This window comes from Cellulophaga sp. HaHaR_3_176 (genome assembly GCF_019021925.1).
Taxonomy (GTDB): Bacteria; Bacteroidota; Bacteroidia; order Flavobacteriales; family Flavobacteriaceae; genus Cellulophaga.
Genome location: NZ_CP058990.1, coordinates 3,008,505 through 3,030,266 on the forward strand (window position 1 = coordinate 3,008,505; position 21,762 = coordinate 3,030,266).

17 protein-coding genes are annotated in these 21,762 nt (G+C 32.1%); 10 read left to right on the forward strand and 7 right to left on the reverse strand.

Features of this window, described 5'->3' with window-relative positions:
* The first annotated feature begins 48 nt into the window (after window positions 1–48).
* A complete protein-coding gene (gene tenA, locus H0I23_RS13220; RefSeq protein WP_216783770.1) occupies window positions 49–705 on the forward strand; it encodes a thiaminase II in 657 nt (218 codons plus the stop codon).
* Window positions 693–1,508 carry a bifunctional hydroxymethylpyrimidine kinase/phosphomethylpyrimidine kinase gene (gene thiD / locus H0I23_RS13225; protein ID WP_216783771.1) on the forward strand — a complete coding sequence of 272 codons (816 nt, stop codon included), beginning with the start codon at window positions 693–695 and terminating at the stop codon, window positions 1,506–1,508. Before tenA ends, thiD begins: the two co-directional genes overlap by 13 nt.
* Here thiD and H0I23_RS13230 read toward each other — a convergent pair whose 3' ends face one another.
* Together H0I23_RS13230 and H0I23_RS13235 are read right to left on the reverse strand one after the other, a co-directional pair.
* Window positions 1,509–3,143: a SulP family inorganic anion transporter gene (locus H0I23_RS13230; RefSeq protein ID WP_216786078.1), complete on the reverse strand. Its 1,635-nt coding sequence runs from the start codon at window positions 3,141–3,143 to the stop codon at window positions 1,509–1,511.
* Between the two features lie 204 nt (window positions 3,144–3,347).
* The gene (locus H0I23_RS13235) at window positions 3,348–4,274 is read right to left on the reverse strand and encodes a nicotinic acid mononucleotide adenyltransferase (protein ID WP_216783772.1); all 927 of its coding nucleotides are present in this window, start codon (window positions 4,272–4,274) and stop codon (window positions 3,348–3,350) included.
* 172 nt (window positions 4,275–4,446) lie between these two features.
* Here H0I23_RS13235 and H0I23_RS13240 point away from each other — a divergent pair, with 172 nt between their 5' ends.
* Window positions 4,447–5,448, forward strand: coding sequence for an NAD(P)H-dependent glycerol-3-phosphate dehydrogenase (locus H0I23_RS13240; RefSeq protein WP_216783773.1), 1,002 nt, complete (start codon window positions 4,447–4,449; stop codon window positions 5,446–5,448).
* Here the strand turns inward: H0I23_RS13240 and H0I23_RS13245 are convergent.
* The 4 genes from H0I23_RS13245 to H0I23_RS13260 all read right to left on the reverse strand — a co-directional run bounded on the left by H0I23_RS13245 (window position 5,445) and on the right by H0I23_RS13260 (window position 10,230).
* Complete coding sequence (locus H0I23_RS13245; RefSeq protein ID WP_216783774.1) at window positions 5,445–7,109, reverse strand: glycerol-3-phosphate dehydrogenase/oxidase; 1,665 nt, start codon at window positions 7,107–7,109, stop codon at window positions 5,445–5,447. The two genes, H0I23_RS13240 and H0I23_RS13245, sit on opposite strands and share 4 nt — an antisense overlap.
* Window positions 7,110–7,206: 97 nt before the next feature.
* Complete coding sequence (gene pbpC, locus H0I23_RS13250; protein ID WP_216783775.1) at window positions 7,207–9,555, reverse strand: penicillin-binding protein 1C; 2,349 nt, start codon at window positions 9,553–9,555, stop codon at window positions 7,207–7,209.
* An 11-nt stretch (window positions 9,556–9,566) separates the two neighbouring features.
* On the reverse strand, window positions 9,567–9,869 hold the full coding sequence (locus H0I23_RS13255; protein ID WP_216783776.1) for an antibiotic biosynthesis monooxygenase: 303 nt from the start codon (window positions 9,867–9,869) through the stop codon (window positions 9,567–9,569).
* 4 nt (window positions 9,870–9,873) lie between these two features.
* On the reverse strand, window positions 9,874–10,230 hold the full coding sequence (locus tag H0I23_RS13260) for a hypothetical protein (RefSeq protein WP_216783777.1): 357 nt from the start codon (window positions 10,228–10,230) through the stop codon (window positions 9,874–9,876).
* Between the two features lie 133 nt (window positions 10,231–10,363).
* On the opposite strand from H0I23_RS13260, the gene H0I23_RS13265 reads away from it, so the two are divergent.
* Window positions 10,364–10,858 (forward strand): CvpA family protein, encoded by a 495-nt coding sequence (locus H0I23_RS13265; RefSeq protein WP_216783778.1) that lies wholly within the window; start codon window positions 10,364–10,366, stop codon window positions 10,856–10,858.
* A gap of 153 nt (window positions 10,859–11,011) precedes the next feature.
* Window positions 11,012–11,437, forward strand: coding sequence for a hypothetical protein (locus tag H0I23_RS13270; RefSeq protein ID WP_216783779.1), 426 nt, complete (start codon window positions 11,012–11,014; stop codon window positions 11,435–11,437).
* A gap of 75 nt (window positions 11,438–11,512) precedes the next feature.
* Here H0I23_RS13270 and H0I23_RS13275 read toward each other — a convergent pair whose 3' ends face one another.
* Window positions 11,513–17,032, reverse strand: coding sequence for an alpha-2-macroglobulin (locus tag H0I23_RS13275; RefSeq protein ID WP_216783780.1), 5,520 nt, complete (start codon window positions 17,030–17,032; stop codon window positions 11,513–11,515).
* 320 nt (window positions 17,033–17,352) lie between these two features.
* Between H0I23_RS13275 and H0I23_RS13280 the strand changes: the two genes are divergently transcribed.
* The 5 genes from H0I23_RS13280 (at window position 17,353) to H0I23_RS13300 (ending at window position 21,739) form a co-directional block, all read left to right on the forward strand.
* Window positions 17,353–17,829 (forward strand): CAP domain-containing protein, encoded by a 477-nt coding sequence (locus H0I23_RS13280; protein WP_216783781.1) that lies wholly within the window; start codon window positions 17,353–17,355, stop codon window positions 17,827–17,829.
* A gap of 111 nt (window positions 17,830–17,940) precedes the next feature.
* Window positions 17,941–18,480: a 3-hydroxyanthranilate 3,4-dioxygenase gene (locus H0I23_RS13285; protein ID WP_216783782.1), complete on the forward strand. Its 540-nt coding sequence runs from the start codon at window positions 17,941–17,943 to the stop codon at window positions 18,478–18,480.
* A 2-nt stretch (window positions 18,481–18,482) separates the two neighbouring features.
* Window positions 18,483–18,845: a DUF1304 domain-containing protein gene (locus tag H0I23_RS13290; protein WP_216783783.1), complete on the forward strand. Its 363-nt coding sequence runs from the start codon at window positions 18,483–18,485 to the stop codon at window positions 18,843–18,845.
* Between the two features lie 87 nt (window positions 18,846–18,932).
* Window positions 18,933–20,486 carry an aldehyde dehydrogenase family protein gene (locus tag H0I23_RS13295; RefSeq protein ID WP_216783784.1) on the forward strand — a complete coding sequence of 518 codons (1,554 nt, stop codon included), beginning with the start codon at window positions 18,933–18,935 and terminating at the stop codon, window positions 20,484–20,486.
* A 335-nt stretch (window positions 20,487–20,821) separates the two neighbouring features.
* Window positions 20,822–21,739 (forward strand): OmpA family protein, encoded by a 918-nt coding sequence (locus tag H0I23_RS13300; protein ID WP_216783785.1) that lies wholly within the window; start codon window positions 20,822–20,824, stop codon window positions 21,737–21,739.
* Window positions 21,740–21,762 lie beyond the last annotated feature (23 nt).

Genomic DNA, 21,762 nt, shown 5'->3' on the forward strand with positions numbered 1-21,762 from the left:
TAAAAATTACTTTTTATTTTTATTCAAAACCACTTCAAAACAGACACTATGATGAAGTGGAGTGAACATACTTGGGAGAAAATGAGCCCTACTTTCAAAAAAATCACTAATCATGCTTTTATAAACGAATTAGCTGACGGCACTCTTCCTTTAAAAAAATTTGAATTTTACATACAACAAGATGCATTTTACTTAGCAGATTTTGGTAAAATCTTAGCAGGCATTGGTACTAAATTAGAAGATCCAAAACATGTTGAACATTTTTTAAGTTTTGCAAATGACACTATAAAAGTGGAGCAAATTTTGCACGCTACATATCTTAAAAATATAGATGACACTACAAACGCTAAGCTATCACCTTCTTGCCTTTTATATGTTGGTTTTTTAAATAAAACATTTAACTTAAACTCAATTGAAGAGGCACTTGCCGCAGTGTTACCTTGTTTTTGGATATATAAAAAAGTTGGTGATTTTATTTTAGAACATCAAACTAAGGAGAACAACCCTTATCAAGATTGGATTAATACTTATGCTGGTGAAGATTTTGGAATTGCTGTGCAGAAAGCTATTCAAATTTGCGATTTATATGCTGAAAAAACAACAGAAGAAACTCGTATAAAAATGACTAATTCATTTTTATTGGCATCAAAAATGGAATGGCTATTTTGGGAAAGTGCCTATACTTTAGAAAAATGGAAAATATGACACAAAACTACGCTAGAGTTTTAACTATTGCAGGCAGTGATTCTGGCGGTGGAGCAGGAATTCAAGCAGATTTAAAAACGTTTAGTGCCTGTGGTTGCTATGGCACCTCTGCAATAACAGCCTTAACTGCTCAAAATACAATTGGTGTTACTGATATACACCCAGTTCCAGTGCTACACTTACAAAAGCAAATACAAGCCGTTTTAGATGATATCGGTACCGATGCCATAAAAATTGGAATGCTCCATTCTACAGAAATTATTAACATGGTTGTAAAAACGCTTGAAAAATACAAAGCCACACCAATTGTAATAGATCCTGTTATGGTAGCTACATCTGGCGACAAGCTAGTATTAGACAATGCTATTAAAGCCATTAAGAGTAAGCTAATGTCCATTGCGACAATTATTACCCCGAATATACCTGAATGTGAAATACTATTAAACAAAAAAATTGAAGGCACTAATCTAAAGTTTTATGCAAAAGAATTAGCAGATGCCTATAGCGTCTCTGTTTTATTAAAGGCTGGCCATTTAAACAATGACACTCTTACTGATATTTTTTACAATTTTGATTCGAAAGAATATTTCGAACTTACTTCAAAAAAAGTACAGACCCAAAATACACATGGTACAGGCTGCACCCTATCATCGGCTATAGCTGCTTTTTTAGCAAAAGAGTTCACCTTAAATGAATCTGTTTTGAAAGGAAAAGAATACTTGGAAGGTGCTATTAAAAAAAGTGCGGACCATACACTAGGAAAAGGGCATGGTCCGCTACATCATTTTTATAAATTTTGGTAGTTATTGGTCGTCGTAATTAAATCCGTCGGCAACAACTTTATATTTTGGATCTTCTAAAACATTAACATCTACAATATCATCGGCAGTTGCTAAAAGTTTTATACAATCTTTACTTAAATGCTTTAAATGTAATTTTTTACCTGCAATTTTATAACGTTCAGAAAGCTTATTAATAGCTTCAATACCTGACATATCTGCAATACGGCTATCTTTAAAATCAATAACAACCTCTTCCGGATCATTAGCTACATCAAATTTTTCAGTAAAACCAGTTGTTGATCCAAAAAATAAAGGGCCAAAAATTTCGTATGTTTTCACTCCGTTTTCATCTACATTTTTACGAGCACGAATACGTTTTGCATTTTCCCAAGAGAAAGCAAGAGCTGAAATAATTACACCAATAAATACTGCTATAGCTAAATCGAAAAACACGGTTATAGCAGATACTGCAATTAAAACAAATGCATCTGACATAGGAATCTTTTTTAAGATTCTAAAACTTGACCAAGCAAAAGTTTCTATAACCATCATAAACATTACTCCTATTAATGCTGCAATAGGTACTTGTTCAATATATGTATCAGCAAATAAAATAAAAGAAAGTAATGTTACCGCCATTACAATACCAGATAATCTTCCTCTACCTTTTGCATTTATATTAATTACTGTTTGGCCAATCATACCACAACCACCTGTACCGCCTAACAAACCACTCGCAATGTTACCAAAACCTTGAGCAACACATTCTCTATTACCTCTACCACGAGTATCTGTTAGCTCGTCTACTAAATTCATAGTCATCAAACTTTCTATTAAACCTACACTTGCAGCTAAGAAAGCATACGGAAGAATAAACGTAAACGTGTCTAAATTAAAAGGTAAAAATTGCCAAAACTCTTTATTAGGTGTTGGAAATTCACCACTTAAGCCATCTCCTCCACCTTCTCTAATATATGAACCTACAGTTGTTACATCTAAATCTAACAATATAACACCGAAAGTAGTAATCAATATTGCTGTTAATGCTGCTGGTATTTTAGTAGTTAACTTAGGTAAAAAATGAATTATTGCCATTGTAAACAATACTAAACCAATCATCATATACAACTCAGCTCCTTGCATATAAATACTTAAATACCTTTCAACAGCACTCGGGTCTGGGTTCGGTATTTTATGGCTAAACATTTTTACTTGCGCCATGAAGATGACAATAGCTAAACCATTTACAAACCCCATCATTACTGAATGCGGAATTAAACGTACAAAGCGACCTAATTTTAAAACACCTGCAAAAATTTGAATAAGCCCCATTAAAATAACAGCCCCAAGCAAGTAATAATACCCCATATTCTCTACAGGAATATCAAACTCCAAACCTCTAACATGACCTTCTTTTATTAAGTCTACAAAAATAACTGCCACAGCACCAGCTGCACCTGAAATCAAGCCTGGTCTACCTCCAAAAATTGCTGTAATTAACCCAACAATAAATGCCCCTGATAACGCCACTAAAGGATCGATGTTTGCCACAAAAGCAAAAGCCACCACTTCTGGAATCATCGCTAGAGACACGGTTACCCCTGCGAAAAAATCGTTTTTAGGATTGGAAGTAAGTTTTTTGATAAAATTCATTATTTGTACTAATTTTTTTGAAGTGGCAAAAGTACTACTTTTCAACTGCACGACACTATGCAGCCTTAATTATAACATAATTAGCAGATTACATCTTTCCTTTTTGTTGATTCTTAAAATAATTTAAAAAATAAGTATTAAAAAACCGCTTTAAGATATTAATCTTAAAGCGGTTACAAAACTTACCAACCTAAAAAACTATTTTAATTATTTTTTCTTTCTAGTAACATTCATTATTGGATTATCAACTTTTATTCTTTTTCTTGTTGTCGCATTTTCATCGGTTTTTAAGTATTGTATATACCCCCTACCTTTAAATTCATACGTTGTTCCACTATTTGGGTGGTATAATTCAATCGTTTTATCATTTATTACATATAACTCAAAATAATCATCTCCAATAAAATCGTAACTCAAGGTTAAAACTTTCAACGAGTTATCATTAGCAACATCATATACTTGGTAATCCCCTTCAAAATCCCATTGCAAGGTATTTATTCCTGTTCCCCTATTATCTATTGAAGATCTAAAAAAATCTGACTGATTACCCGTTAAGAATTGAAGAAAGTTTTCGTTATCAAAATCATTTAAAGCTCCTTCGTTACTAGTATATACTTTTTCCCAAGCATCATATTCTTGCAAGAAATACTGAATATTATCATAAAAAACCATATCGTAATCAAAATTACTTCTTTGATATCCTTTTAAAAAATAAGATGTATCAGATCTACTATCATACAATTCAATCGTTTTACTATTCACTACAAAAACACCAAGAACCCAGCTTCCATCAATATCATGATTAATTTCTACTATTCCATCAAAACCATTATATGTACCTACATCTATTCCAAAACCATTTCCTGTTTTTCCAATACCTGATAAATTATTATTAGCTAACAAAACACCACCATCAAAAGTCACAGTAAATGCACGTTGCAAAAAAGGTATTTCTCCGTTCCCAATTGTTGCATTAATATCTACATACCACAACTCACTTGATGCTAGTACTTGATTTACATTAAAACGAGTTTCTTCAATTATATAATCATCTTCTATAAACACCTCTGTGTAACAAGATGCTGCTAACACTCCTACAAATACGAATCCGAATAATAATTTTAATTTTCTCATAATCTAAATCTTTATGGTTATTTATCACAAAACAATTCTCGTGCCAAAAAACACAAAACACTATTTATCAGCAATCTACATTGTTTTTAATTTTGTTAAATTTGTAAAGAGATAAAGTTTTTGGCAAACTTCTAAAGAATTGTTTACCTTACTTTTTTTTAGATAATGGACTATGAATAGAGATTTGAAATTTGCAGTTTTAGGTGGAGGAAGTTGGGCTACAGCAATAGTAAAAATGTTGACAGAAAACGTTGATACTATTCACTGGTTTATGAGAAATTCTGATGCGATTGAGCATATTAGAACTCAAGGCCACAACCCTAATTATTTAAGTTCAGTAGAGTTTAATACAAAGCAGTTACTTTTAACTGATGATATTAATATTGCAATCAACAATGCCGATATACTAATATTTGCTGTCCCTTCTGCATTTTTAGAAACAGAACTATCAAAATTAAAGATCTCGTTAGAAGGTAAAACCATTTTTTCTGCAATTAAAGGTATTGTACCAGAAACAGGTTTAATTGTAGGTGAGCATTTTAATGAAAAATATGACATACCATTTGAAAATATCGGTGTTATAACTGGCCCCTGCCATGCAGAAGAAGTTGCTCTTGAACGTTTATCATATTTGACAATTGCTTGTGCCAACCAAGATAAAGCTGAAATCGTTGCCGAACATTTAAGTAGCGATTATATTAAAACTAAAATTTCTGATGATATCATAGGCACTGAATATGCTGCTATGTTAAAAAACATATATGCTATTGCTGCTGGTATTGCTCATGGGCTTGGTTATGGTGATAATTTTCAAAGTGTTTTAATGAGTAATGCTATTCGTGAAATGAAACGCTATATTAAAAAAGTACACAACATGAAACGCAACATTAATAACTCAGCATATTTAGGTGATTTATTAGTTACCGGCTATTCTGTATTTAGTCGTAATCGCATGTTTGGAAACATGATTGGAAAAGGGTATACCGTTAAAAGTGCCATGATGGAAATGAAAATGGTTGCCGAAGGATATTACGCTACAAAAAGTGCCTATAAATTAGATAAAGACAAGAACAAAAAAACAAATACACCTATACTAGATGCCGTTTATCAAATACTTTATAATGACAAAAACCCTAAAAAAGTTTTTAAAGATTTGACCGACAAATTAGATTAACCTCTAGTTAAAGAAAAATTAGAATGTTCGTCTATTTCTTTTTCTAATTCGACTTTATAAGCTTCAACATTGGCGTCATCTAAGTTAAAAACTATTTTAAACTCTTCTAAAATAGGAGTCATTAAATAGCGGATACTTTCAATATCAAAATATAGACGACCTGTTCTACGAATAAAGAAATCCATCGGGTTTTGTATCATTTCGTAATCAATCCCGAATTTAAGTTCTGCCTTAGCCAAGCGTACTTTTTTATCTTCATCATTTAGTTGAGCATAATTATCGAGAATAATCTCAGTTTGTTTACCGTAATTGGTAACCAAAAACCAAGCATCATGTTTTTCAAAACCTTCAGGTTTTAGTCGTGTATTAATTTCTGTGATATATTTTTTTACATGTTTAAACTTTTTGAAATCATTGCCACACAAAGGAATTTTATCTGTAAAACATTCTTTCAATTCCTTTCCACCTTCTTCTTCATTAAGCTTTACAATTCTGTCTAATACTCGTTCTGCCATTTTTCTATAGCCTGTTAACTTTCCACCTGCAATACTTATCAAACCTGTATCTGAGGTGAAAATTTCATCTTTTCGTGAAAGTTCCGAAGCCGACTTACCTTCTTCATGAATTAAAGGTCTCAAACCCGCCCAAGACGATACTATATCTTCCATATTTAATTCAATAGATGGAAACATGTTGTTTACAGCCGAAATCAAATACATCGCATCTGCTAAATCTGTTTTCACATGGTCCTTATCATCATTATAGTTAGTATCTGTAGTACCAACATATGTAATTTTTCCTCTCGGAATAGCAAACATCATTCTACCATCAGGAATATCAAAGTACACTGATTGTTTTACAGGTAATTTTTCATAAGGAAAAACTAAATGAACACCTTTTGTTAAATGTAAACGTTTCCCTTTTTTTGAATTATTTACACTCCTCAACTCATCTACCCAAGGGCCTGCTGCACTTATTACATATTTAGATTTTATAGTAAACTCTTCATTCGTAATACCGTCAACAACTTTTACTCCTGCTATTTTTTCATTCGTATACACAAAATCTTTTACCGATGCATAGTTTAATGCCATTGCACCGTGTTGTAAACTTGTTTTTATATTTTCAATAGTCAAACGTGCATCATCTGTTCTATATTCTGCATAATAACCCGCACCATTCAATATTTTTTTAGGTAATAAAGGTTCTAATTTTAAAGCTTCCTTTTTCTCTAGCATTTTACGCTTATCATCTCCTGAAACCTGAGCTAAAATATCATATACCTTAAGACCTATTGATGTTAACCATTTTCCATATGAGCCATTTTCAATTAATGGTAGCAACATTTTTTCGGGAAGTACTAAATGAGGTGCTAGTTTGTGTACAATAGCCCGTTCTGAACCCACTTCTTTTACCAACCAAAAATCAAATTGCTTAAGGTAACGCAACCCTCCATGTATTAACTTTGTTGATTTACTACTTGTACCCGAAGCAAAATCATTTTTTTCAACAAGAGCTACTTTTAAACCTCTTGAAGCGGCATCTAAAGCAATACCACCACCTGTAATTCCACCACCAATAACTACTAAATCAAATTTTTCATTCGTTAGTTTTTGTATCGTTTTTACTCTATTTAAATTCGAAAAGCTTACAGGTTTCATAACTTTTATTTTAAAAATTGAAAGGATCTTATCCCAAAGATAAGATATTGGAGTGCTATTTTATAGCTTGCTTACGACTTAAAGATAGCTCTAAAAATTATTCTATAGTAATTGTAATACTTGCTTCGTTACCCAATTCGTCTACAACAGAAATTATATGACTTCCTACATCTGGCAAGAGTCCAATTTCATGAAAATCCTTTGTTTCTTTTATAAAAGTAGTATCTAAATACCAAAACACTTTAGTTTCTGGTTTTGCATGAGCTAATTTTAGAATCAACTCATTTCTTTTACCTTCAAAGTTTTTAGCAAGCATTATTTTACTCCTATCTCTCGGGTAAATAAATTGCATTGTAGCTACATGTACAGGGACACAATCTGACCTGTAAGAAGGTAACGATTTGTATGTCGGATGTGTTTTTTTATAATAGTACTCAAGAATTGGTGGCAATACAAACCAAGGCTCTGTAGTTGTTTTAGATAAATCTTCACAAGAAGAGTTAACTCTAAATTGCTTATTTTGATCTAATTGAATTGTTTTATGGTATGAGCAAACTTCTACATAATTTCTTTTATTAGGAATATCAATAGTATTTGTTGGACAATTTTCAGATGCTAAATAACCACTATCAGCACACACATTAACCTCAGCAAACTCGTCTAAAGGTTTTAGAAACCAATCTGATTTTGGTAAAACATCAAACACATCAAATAAAATGGGTGCTGCACTAGAAACTCCAGTAACGTTTGGCCTTCCTTCTCCATCTGCATTACCTACCCAAACACCAACTACATAATCAGTCGTAGTCCCTATTGCCCAAGCATCTTTATTTCCAAAACTTGTTCCTGTTTTCCATGCAATTTTTTTGCTAGAATCATAAAATTCCCAAGATTCGCTTCCCTCTGGCCTATTTACATCTTTCATTGCTTCAAAAGTCAAATAAATACTGGCAGCATCAAATTGTATTGCATTAGTCGTTTTTTTACCAAATTCAACCTTTTCAATAGCATTCCAAATTGGTTGTGTAAATTCATTACTATAATACTCGCTCGAGGTTGTGTTGAAGTGGTTAACGGTAGATGCTAAATTGGCATAGGTTTTACACAAATCCCAAAGGTTACTTTCCGCTCCTCCTAAAATTAAAGTAAGTCCGTAATGATCTGCAGATTTATTAATTCCTTTTAAATCAAAATTATCTAATTGGTCTCTAAATTTTTGAAGCCCGTAAGATTGTAAAAGCCTAACAGCTGGTATATTTAAAGATCGTGCCAATGCTTTTTTAGCCTCAATGGCTCCACTATAGTTTTCATTAAAATTTTCAGGCGTGTATCCTGCTATTTGAGTTGGAATATCAGGTACAAGCATGTCTGGTAATAATTCACCAGCATCAAGCATCGCTGTATATAACAATGGTTTTATAACACTACCAGTACTCCTATTTGCCTGTACCATATCTACATCTTTTTCATGTAAACCGTCTGTTGGTGTATTACCAACATAGGCTAATACATTTCTGGTTTTAACATCTAAAACTAAAACAGCTGCATTATAGACCTGATTTTGTTTTAAAGATTGGTAGTGGCGCTTTAAAATTACATTAGCATTCTGTTGTATATTATGATCTAAAGTAGCTTTTACACGCTCTCCTTTTTTAGTTTTAGAGACTAACTGAATAAAATGGGGTGCTAACCTTGGTAAAGCATAAGGTTTGTTAGGTAAACCTTCTAATAAAGCCAATTCGTAAGTCGTTTTGTCAATTATTTTTTCTTCTAATATTTTTTTTAATAATCGATTTCTTTTAGTTAGAAGTTTTTCTTGATTTTTACCAGGATAAATAAGGCTAGGAGCATTAGGTAATACAGCTAAAGTAGCCGACTCTGCCCATGAAAGTTGATGTGGTAGTAATCCAAAATAACGCCATGCCGCAACTTCTAAGCCTACCACATTACCCCCAAAAGGAGCATGACTGGCATATAATTTTAAAATATCATCTTTTGAATACCTAAACTCTAACCTAGTTGCTAAAATTAATTCTATAAGCTTTTCTCCGTAAGATCTTTTTTGATTTTCTCTTGATAATCTTATTACTTGTTGCGTAATAGTACTTCCTCCCCTAACTGTTTTGCCTGCTTTGTAATTAGCTCCAATAGCCTTTATCATTGAAACTGGATTAAAACCAGGATGCTTATAAAAATAAGCATCTTCAAAATTTAGTAAACAAGTTTTGAATTTTATGGGCACACTGTCTACTACTGGAAAACGCCACTGCCCATCATCGGCAATTTTAGCCCCCAACAAAACACCCTGCTTACTCTCTACTACAGTTGCTGTAGGAGCTGTAAAAAGAATTTTTGGTAAGCATAAATAATATGCCACTAACAACACAGCTATTGCTATAGTTTTTTTGAGGTTGTTTTTTAAAAATTGGAGAATTTTTTCTTTCACGTATTAAGCTGTTACTTCTCAAATTCATACTCTCTCTCCACTAAACAAATGCGTACTTTATACCATTTATACCAATCTGTAACACCTTTTCTTTGTGCAAATAAATGGTCTGCATTTGTCTTCCAATCAGCAATCGCAGCTAAACTGGTCCAATAACTAACAGTTATACCAACAGATTCTCTGGCACTTTCTATTCCTAAAAACCCAGATTGATTTTTTGCTAGCCTTTCCATTTCTTCAGCCATTTCGCCATATCCATGATCACCACTGGTTCTTGTTGATGTAAATATTACTGCATAGTATGGTTTTTCCATTTTTTTAGCTGATGTACTCTTTATCAATAAAATAATTTACAATTGCTTCTTTCATTAAAACAGATTGCTCACCTGCTTTTAGTGCTGGCAATTCTTCTTTTATGGTGTAATGAGGCCAACCTTCTTCATCAAAATAATCAAATTCATAAAATCCGTAAGGCTCTAAAAGCCTACAAATTGCAATATGCATTAAATCTAATTTTTCGTCTTTTTTGTACGTTCTATGGTATTTGCCTAGTTCTTGAACCCCTACTAAATATATAATAGCATCTAATTCTAATGGATCTCCATCAGAAAATTGTGCAGATAGTTTCTCTATTAATATATCCCAACGTTCTTTTAATTGTATATCTCTTGCCATTTTGCTTATCGTATCTTATCTATAACTTACTTTACAGGTATTACTTAAAAGGTCTCTTACCTGTAATTTAAATCATAAATTCTGATTTCAAAGGTACAAATCAAAGTTCTATATTTGCTCCAAACATAACATTATGAATTTTTTAGACATTGTTTTGGGCTTATTGTTAATTTGGGGATTATACAAAGGGTTAAAAAATGGTTTATTTGTAGAATTAGCTTCTTTAGTAGCATTAATTGCTGGAATTTACGGAACAATCCATTTTTCGTACATCGCTGGTGATTATTTATCTCAAAATTTTGATTGGGATGAAAAGTACATGAATATAGCTTCGTTCGTTATTACATTTATTGTTATTGTTTTAGCCATCCATTATTCCGCAAGGCTTTTAACGAAAGTAGCAGACTTTGCTATGCTTGGGGTTTTAAATAAAATTGCCGGCGGTGTTTTTGGCACATTAAAGGTTGCGGTAATTATAGGTGCTGTTTTGGTGTTTTTTGACAGACTAGATAATGCTACAAATTTAGTTAATGAAGAAACTAAAAAAGAATCTAGACTTTATGAGCCTGTAAAAGAAATAGGAGCTTTCGTTTTTAATGCCGTATTACACACAAAAAATAAAGAATAACTACATAAAATACTTATAACCTGATTGTTGCACTTTTCCCCTTGATATTTAGAAGAGATTTGTTGTTCATCGTTTTTTGAACCAGTTTTATCGAAAAATAAAATAAAATCTATAATTTGTAGTTATATTCTTACAAATTATAAATCAAATCGTTTGAATAGCTTAAAAACTTCAAAATATTACAGCGAAATAATAACAGAATTAAATTATCCTTTCGGGGATTATTATTTATTTGATGGTTTTATTGTGGCCGAAATTGAAGAAGGAATCATTTATACTTGGGAAAATCAAGGAGAGATGATTACAACCGAAATTGCTAATTTGTATGACAATAATGGAGGAAAACTTATTTATATTACAAATCGGATAAACACATATTCTGTTAAACCCGCAGATTGGATTCGTTTTTATAAAATGAAATATAATCTTTTAGGATACGCTATTGTTAGCTATTCAGAAAAAGGGTGGAAAAATGCTATTTTAGAAAAAATATTTACAAAAAATAAGATTGAAAGATTTAATTCATTAGACAATGCAATTGAATGGGCTAAAGAAAAAATATCAAAAGAATCTGCCTAACAAATAATTAAACTAAAAAAAGCCAAACTTTATTTTCGTATAAAGTTTGGCTTTTTTTTAGTGCTAAATGTTTTTCTATTGGCTTACTTTAACCCATTGGCCTTTAGTTCTAGCTATATAATCATTATCATACATAGCTTCTACTTGAACACCTGGCAAGTAATATGTACCTAAATAAGATGCATTTAATAAAATTCTAAATGTTTTAGTTTCGTTTTTCTTCATATCAAAATAGAAGCTCGCACGATCATCACGCAAATCTGTATAAGTTACATCATTCTGTGCAAAGTCACCAAAATCAGTAAATCTAGTATTTACAATTTCCCAACCACTAGGAAAAATCTCTGTTAATGCCATGTTTTTAATCGCATTACCAGTCGTATTTGTAATAGAAACCTCAGCAATAAAATCTGTTCCTTGTGTAATAGTTGCCACATCTAACAATGAGCCGTCTCTACTTTTAAATTTTGATTGAACTGAAAGGTTACGCTGTATAGCCTTCTCTTCTCCTACAGGTAAAATTCCATTATTAATTACACTCACATATAAAATATTACCATCTAGGTTTTTCAACTCAATAGTATTCGTTCCTTTTTTCACGACAACTGGTCTGTTTGCTAATGTTTTAGGACTACTTAGACTTTCTGACTTTCCATTAACTGTATAAGATGCTTTTACGCCTTTACCACCAACCATGTCTGCAAATTTACCCATAGCAAGTAAAGAATATGACGTGCTTTGTGTACTCATCCATTGCTTTTCCTTTAATCTTGATGCTATAGTTTTTGCTAACTCTCGAGCTTTTACTTTATCTTTTAATATAATATAAGTTTCTAAAGCCATTGCTCTATTTCTATCAGATGAGCCATAAGTACTATAATTATACTTGTACCCTTCAAAGTCTATTTTAGTTGTATTTAAAATTTCTTTAGCAACACTAGCCTGCCCTACTAAACCATAAGCCGCTGCTAATCTAAATTTAGCTTCGTTTGATAGTACTTTTGTTTCACGTAATCGGTTCATTGATGCTACATCAGCATTACCAGAGAGTGCTAAAGTATACAAACGATATGCCTGTGCTAAATCTGAATTACTAGAACCCGACCTCCATTGCTTTGATACGTTTTGTTGATATTTAACCCATGACGATTTGAAACCGATAGGCAGCACATATCCTTTTTTCTCTGCCTCTATCAAAAAATGACCTGCGTATGTTGTACCCCAATCGTCAGTAGAACTTAAACCTGGCCAGTATGAAAATCCGCCGTTTGGCTTTTGAAAGCCTCCTAAACGCTTAATTGCACGTTCTATATTTTTTTGAGTTTCACTTTTCTTAGCAGATGTTAAATCAAAAATATCATTCAAATACAACTGCGGAAATGCTGCAGATGTCGTTTGTTCTACACAACCATGAGGATACCTAATTAAATATTTCATTCTACCGTTAAAACTCATCGGAGGTAGTGTTGAAAACTCTATTTGAGCAGTATTACTGCCTTTAATACCAAAGGTTTCTAAACTCACAGTTTGACTGCTATTTGCCTCTAATACAAGGTCATTAATTTCTGATGTTAACGGATTTGGATTTACAACATCTATAGGTATTTCAAAAGATGCTTTTTCTCCTCCTCCAGATGCTTCTACAATTACTTTTCCGATACCTTTAAATTCAGATACATCTAAATTAAAATACACCATTTTTTCATCTGGTTGATCGAAAGCTATAGTTTGCGACGATTCGCCAGAAACTGTAAACGCATCATCTTTTTTAATTTTTATGGTTACATTTTTAACCTTTTTTTCCATCGCAAAAACAGTTACTGGTAAAGTAACCTTTTCACCAGGCGTGATTTTACGAGGTAACGAAGCTAAAATCATTAAAGGTTTACGAACAGGAGTTGTTTTTTCTGAAAATCCATATGCTTCCTCATTTTGATTACTAGCAATAACCATTGTTCTTACCGAACCTACATATTTAGGAATTTTAAGTTTATGTGTTTTAGACTCTCCCTTTTTTAGACTATATGGTCCTAAATGAAGTACCATTGGTTCAAATCTGTTTGCTTTTTTATTTTTAGCTCCTGCTAACTCATCATCACCACCAATAGCAAAAACCTGGTCAATTCTACCTCCAAAAGCGCCAATAACATCATCAAAAATATCCCAACTTTTTACACCTAGAGCTTCTTTCGCATAAAAAGTACTCCAAGCATCTGGTGTTTTAAATCGAGTTAAATCTAAAAGTCCTTCATCAATAATAGCAATAGTATAGGTCATTGCTTTATTATTCTTTTCATCAACTTTTACTGTAATGCTTTCTTCTGGACGTAAAACATCTGGCATTGAAATTTGTGGTTCTAAACGTGTATTTGGGTTTTCGACATTAACACCTACAACACCATACATACGTATTGGAGAGTCGTTTAACGTAGATGCATGCGGTTGTAATGACGCAATATTTATATAGATGTTTGGTGTATATAATTTTGTAATTGGCAATTCAAATTTCGTTTCACCTTTAGTAGTTTCTACCCATAAAGATTCTAAAACCTCACTACCATTTTCTACGGTTACAAGTGCTCTTCCTCCTTCTGAACTTGGGAAAGTTACAATAGCCTTATCACCAACGTTATAATTTTCTTTATCTGTAGAGAACAATAACATTGTAGCTGCAGATGGATCATTTTTTTGTGATTTACCTGCCCAACCTGGCCAATCAATATAAACTGTTTTACCTGTTGCATGACCTCCGTTTTCGTCTTCAACTCTAACTAAATACCTACCCCAATCAGGATATTTTAACTCAAACTCAAAAGTACCTTTACCGTTTGTAGCTGTACTAATTGTTTCATCAAAAACTTTCTCATGGTACTCACTGCTGCTATATGATGATAAATTGTCTGCAGAATTATCCCACCACCATCTCCAACTTACTTTATGTATGGATACTTTTAAGTTTTTAGTAGCTTTTGGTTTTCCATCTTCATCAACAGTAACAACTTCAAATTTGTGTTTTATATCTGTTAATAACATTCCCCTATTCTTGTCTCCTTTTGGCACATTTAAACCCACATAAGTAGTGTAAGGAGAGTATGGTTTAGTAAATACATCGGTACTAAAATCTCCTCCATTTTCGTAAACTTTAGTTACAAATGCCGCATTTAGCATTCCAGGAGCATTCCCATCTAACTGAGGGTTGATGCTAAAACTAGCTTTTCCATCTGCATCTATTTTTCCATCAAAAACAACTTGATCTTCTACTGAAAATTTACGCGTTGGATCATCAAACACATAGCCTGGAAAAGTTTTAAAAGCCGTTACCGTTGCATTGAATTTAGCAGAAATATCTGTATTTAAATTTTTAGCTATTGCACCATGTAGCCACTTCACTTCCATACTACCCTTAATAGGTTGGGAACCTTTTAAAATAGTTTTACCAAAGTCGCTTTTAATTTTTAATCTATTAGGCTTAATCGTTTCTATTTTGATTGTTTTAGTAAATGATGCCCCACCTACTGATACTTTTGCTAACCAATTACCTGTTGGTGCATTCTCATCTGTTTTTAAGTTAAAATGATAAAAATTATTTAATCCGTTTGTTTTTACTTCTCTATGAATCACTTTATTATAAGGATTCATCAGTTCTAATTTTACAGGATGATTTGCTGGTAATTTATTTGCATTATCATTTAACATGAATGATAAATAAATTTTGTCTCCTGGTCTCCAAACTCCTCTTTCTCCAAAAATAAAACCTTTAATTCCCTTTTGTAATTGCACTCCAGAAACATCAAACTTACTTACTGATAATACATTACCATCGTTAAGTTTTACATATGTTTTTTCTCCGTTTTTTTCGGCAACTGCAAAAAACGCTTGGTTGTTTTTTGCATCATACATAGATGTGCCATCTGCTTCAGTAGTTACCGTACCAACAACTTGTTGTTGGTAATTATAGAAAGTTACATTTACCCCTCCAATTGGTTGTGTACTAATAATATCGCTTACCGCTATAAAGTAGCTTTTATTAACGCCCTTTTTTATAGTAACACCAATATCAGAAGCTAATATGTTTATGTTTACTTTTTTATCATGATAATATGATGTGCTACAAGGGTTATCTCTTTCATCCCAATCGTAATTATAATAATAGTCATCATAATACTCTTCAACACCATCCCAAGAGCTATCTTCAGTTTCTTCATCGTAATTATCAACATCTTCAGTTTCGGTTTCGAAATTTGTCGATTGACATTTATATAAACTATATGCTGGTTTAAAAGAAAACTCTACTCTATAAATGGCTCCTTTTTCAGGTGTTATAATTGATTTTAAGTCTAAAGCATGTGCCGACCATTTTCCATTATTTACAGATAAACTATTTTGCAACTCTAACCTTTTAGTAGCAACTGGTCTTGCTACGCTTTTTAAATTAGAGCTTCCGTTTAAGTCGTTATATTGAAGAAATTGCAAAATATTACTTTCGTAAATACGCAAAACACTTACGTCTACATATTTTAAGTTTACGGCTTCAAAATTTATTTTCAGATTCGTAGACGATGGTAAAATTGTACCATTTGAAAGTAACCTAACTTGTGGTTTAATTTCTTCGAAAGCAATACGCTCTTCAAATTTATTTTTTAACTTAAAGCCATCAATACTTTCAATTCCGTTAAACACTTCTAATAAAATAGATCCAACATTATCTGATGATGGATAAACTTTTAAAGTATTACCATTTACCCCATATTTTAAACTATTATTGCCTTCTAAAACAACAAGCCCTTTAAAATTTTGACCTTTTTTTAATGGATCTGAAAAATTAACAAGAACAACAGGTCTATCTGATCGCTCAACAGTTACACTTAGTACTGTAAAGTTATTTTTACCTGGAATTATTATTTTGTTATTTCCAGAGCTATTTATATCGTGCTTTGAACCATCCCAAGAAACTTCTAACTCCGTATCATTTTCAGAACGCACTATATTATCAATTTTAAATTGAAATACAGTTCCTTCTTTAACTGCATCATCGAACTTTACTTGTATATTTTTTCCGTTATTTTTTACTGTAATAAAATCTTTCACATCTTCTAACGAAAGAATATCCGCACTACGAAGTTGCCCTTCTAAGTACTGTTTGTCTTTTGATGACGATTGCAATTCGTTTGTATAAATATTAAATTTTTGTTCTATTGTTTTTACTAAAAAACTAAACTCTTGAAAATCTTCAGGAAGATTTTTAATAAGCTTATCCAACCTCAAGTTTAAAGTATATTCTGTATTTTGTTTTAGTTTGTTTTTCGGAATAAATGAAATAGTACGATTATCTAAAACAATAACTTTACCCTCAACTTTTGGTGAAATTGTAAATAAATCATTATCTAATTCGTCACCTGTGTTCCAAGAATCAATTGGTGTTTTTAAAACTACACGAACATCGCTTGTTGAAGAAATAATACCATGTGTAACCTCTGTAACATAGTCTTGATACTGGTTAAGATTATTTAACTGATCTTCAGTAGTGTTAGATTTTTCTTTACATCCAAAAATAAATAAGATGAAAAGTACTAAATAAATATTTTTGAATTTCATAAAGTGGTTTTTATGTCGTAAAAATAAAAGGTTATTGGCTCTAGTTACTAACTGAAAACAGTGAAATATATTTTATATGCTTTTAGTAATTCCTTTTTATTAATTGAATATTTAATTAATGAAGCAAAACAAACTAAAGGTAATCATTGAACGTAAGGTTATGATTACATAAATAAAAAAGAATCTGTATTTCATCGAAAAAGTAAAAAAGCTTATGCTTTTCTAAAAAAAAAGCTCAATCTTTCGAAACTGATTTACGAGAATCAAGAGAACACGAAAACCCCATTTTCTACTCTTTCCTGCTTACAAATAAGACAATTATGAAAATGAGATTGCATTATGCATTCTTGGTTTTATTTGTATTTCTAGTTAGTTCTTGTGGCGAAGAATCTTTAGATAATACTTATATAATAGAATCTGAGAATGCTATTACAGTAGAAAAAGAATTATTAGAGATTATTAATAATCACAGGCTATCAATAGATCACAACCCTTTTATATATAGCACCGTAGCATATAAGCACGCAAACTTGCATACTGACTATATGATATCAAAAGGAGATATTAATCATGATAATTTTAGCACAAGAGCTTCAAATGTTTCTGCAGAAGTAGATGCTATTGAAGTTTCTGAAAATGTTGCAAAAAATTATAAAACGGCAAGAATAGCTTTTGAAAACTGGCTTAAAAGCACAACACACAGAAAATCAATAGAAGGAAATTATACTCATACAGCTATAAGCGTTAAAAAAGACAACAATGGCGAATTTTATTTTACTGAGTTATTTTATAAATAACTTCTATTTTAAATAAGCATACATATATAAACCAACAAGCTTATTACTTTATATTAACGCTTGTTGGTTTTTAAAGATTTTGTCAATAGTTTTTTTTAACTTTCGTAAAAAATGGCAATAGCACCTCCTTTCAATCTTAATAAGTGGATATCTGAAAATAGAGACACCCTAAAACCTCCTGTAGGAAATAAAAATCTATATAAAGACGCTGGAGATTATATTGTAATGGTTGTTGCAGGACCAAATGCACGAAAAGATTATCATTACAATGAAACAGAGGAATTATTTTATCAATTAGAAGGTAATATCGAAGTACATATACAAGAAGATGGTATAAAAAAAACGATGCTATTAGGCCCTGGAGACATGTATTTACACCCTGCAAAAATACCACACTCGCCAGTGCGTCATGAGAATTCTATCGGTCTGGTGATCGAGCGAAAAAGAAACCATATGAATATAGATGATGGTCTTTTATGGTTCTGTGACAATTGCAATCACAAACTATATGAAGCCTATTTTACTCTTAATGATATTGAAAAAGATTTTTTAGGGCACTTTAAGCATTTTTATAGCTCTAAAGAATTAAGAACTTGTGACAATTGTGATACAGTAATGCCTGTTGACCAACGTTTTATCTCTAAAGAATAATTATGAATATAGCGCTGAAAGTAGTAATCGCATTTGTAGCCTTTTTCCATTTGTATATAATGTGGTTCGAAATGTTTGCCTGGACAACAAAAGGTCCAAAAGTTTTTAGCAAATTCCCAAAAGACCTATTTACACCAACTAAAGCAATGGCTGCAAACCAAGGTTTGTATAATGGCTTTTTAGCTGCTGGTTTAATTTGGACATTCTTTATATCAAACATGGAGTGGAAAAATAATATTTCTTTATTTTTTTTAACATGTGTAGTAATAGCAGGTGTTTACGGCTCATTTACAGCCGATAAAAAAATATTCTTCCTTCAAGGATTACCCGCTTTAATAGGTATAATATTGATATTTATTCAATAATTTATATCACTTTAAAAAGCGAATTAATACACTTTATATTTGTAACTTTGATAAAAATGTAACAAAAAATCAAAAAAAAGTTATAAAATGTCAAACATAGCAAAAGATTTCGGTATTAAAGAAGCCCTAAAAACTTTGGGTGTAAATGAAATAAACAGTGGTACATCTACTGGATCTAAAACTTTTGGTTCTGGTAATGAAATTTCATCTTTTTCACCTGTAGATGGGCAACTAATCGCAAAAGTATCTACAACTACAAAAGCAGATTATGACAAAGTAATGACTACTGCAACTTCAGCTTTTAAAACTTGGAGAACAATGCCTGCCCCTTTACGTGGTGAGATAGTTCGTCAATTTGGAGATAAATTACGTGAGAAAAAAGAAGCCTTAGGGAAATTAGTTTCTTATGAAATGGGAAAATCTTACCAAGAAGGTTTAGGCGAGGTTCAAGAAATGATTGACATCTGTGATTTTGCTGTAGGTTTATCAAGACAATTACATGGTTTAACAATGCACTCTGAACGCCCAGGTCACAGAATGTACGAACAATACCACTCATTAGGAGTAGTAGGTATTATATCTGCTTTTAACTTTCCTGTTGCTGTTTGGGCTTGGAATACTGCATTAGCTTGGATTTGTGGTGATGTATGTGTCTGGAAACCATCTGAAAAAACACCAATTTGCGGTATTGCTTGTCAGAATATAGCTGCTGAAGTTTTTGCGGCAAACGATTTACCTGAAGGTATTTGTAATTTAATTAATGGCGATTATAATGTGGGTGAAATGATGACCACAGATAATAGAATTCCATTAGTTTCTGCTACAGGATCAACAAGAATGGGTAAAATTGTTGCACAAACTGTTGCTGGTAGACTTGGAAAAACTCTTTTAGAATTAGGTGGCAATAATGCTATTATCGTTACACCTGATGCTGATATTAAAATGACGGTTATCGGAGCTGTCTTCGGAGCAGTTGGTACTGCAGGACAACGTTGTACATCTACACGCAGGTTAATTATACACGAATCTATGTATGATAAGGTTAAAGACGCTGTAGTAGCTGCTTATGGACAATTACGCATAGGTAACCCATTAGATGAAAATAATCATGTAGGTCCTATTATTGATAAAGATGCTGTAGCAATGTACACAGCTGCATTAGAAAAAGTTGTGGTTGAAGGTGGTAATATTATTGTTGAAGGCGGCGTACTAGAAGGTAATGGTTACGAAAGTGGTTGTTATGTAAAACCTGCTATTGCTGAAGCTGATAATTCTTTTGAAATTGTACAGCATGAAACATTTGCTCCTATCTTATATTTATTAAAATATTCTGGAGATGTGAACAGTGCTTTAGAAGTACAAAATGGTGTAGCACAAGGTCTTTCTTCTGCTATTATGACTAATAACTTACGTGAGGCCGAAGCTTTTTTATCTGTTAACGGATCAGATTGTGGTATTGCTAATGTAAACATCGGTACTTCAGGAGCTGAAATTGGTGGCGCCTTTGGAGGTGAAAAAGAAACAGGAGGCGGAAGAGAATCTGGTTCAGATGCTTGGAAAGTTTACATGAGAAGACAAACAAATACAATAAATTACACTACAGAATTGCCATTAGCACAAGGCATAAAATTCGATTTATAAAAAAACCCAGCATTAGTTTAAACATTCCAATGCGGGTTTTTTAACATATTACTAATTCTTAAAAGTTTAAATATTTGATCTAAACTTTTTTAAGATTCAATTCAAAACTTCTATTTCAATTCCGAAATTTTATCGGGAGAAATAGAAGTTTTTTTATTTCCTCTCTTAAACATCAAACGTATATAAATAGTGTGATTTATTGCACAAATTACACTTCAAAAGTAGATAAAACAAAAAGGTATCTATTTGATAATGAATATTTAATACACAATAATTCAGTATTTTAACGTTTTTTTTAATACTTTGCTATAGTTAACACTAAATAACTACTAACAATGACCAAAAAAACAACTTATCTAATAGGTATCTTACTTACTATTTTATTAGGTACTTACTTTTACATTTCATGTTGTAGCACTTGCGGCACTTCTGTAAAAGATGAAACCACTAATGAAGTTACCCCAACACCTTCAGAAACCAAACCAACATCAACATCTTACCCTTTTTCTTTTAATGATGGTGATTATGCATATGAAACTAATGATAATTTTAACTTCAACATGTCTTCGTCTTCAATTTTACTACCACTATCTGAAAAAGTTGAAAAAGGAATCTCAGGGTTAAAAGATTACATAACAACAAACACTGGTAAAGTTTTAAATATTACTGGCTACTACAAAGGCGATGAAGCAAACAAATCTGCCTATCCTAATTTAGGTATAGCAAGAGCTAATGCTGTTAAAAATTATTTAGTTGAAAAAGGAATAGCATCATCAACTTTAAACATTTCTGGAAAATTAAATGATGATATGGTTAGTGGTGATGACAACGTCTACCTAGGCCCTGTTACATACTCTATTTCTGGGGAAACTGCTGATTTAGCTGAAGAGCTAAAAGCTTTATATGATAAAGTTAAAGATGACCCTTTGGTTTTAAATTTCAATACTGGTGAAGCATCGATAAATTTAACTACTGAACAACGACAAAAAATTGCAGATATATCTAGATACCTTGATAAAGTTGATGGAGCAAAGTGCAGTGCAACTGGCCATACGGACAGTCAAGGACAAAGAGCTACAAATATTAGGTTAGGTTTAGAAAGAGCAGATTTCGCAAAATCTTATTTAATAAGCAATGGTATTTCAGATGCAAAAATAGTAACCTCATCAAAAGGTCCAGATGTACCTATTGCCAGTAACACTACCGAAGAAGGCCGCAGTCAAAACAGAAGAACAGTAGTTACTCTAAACTAAAAATATAACTAATCAATAAATAC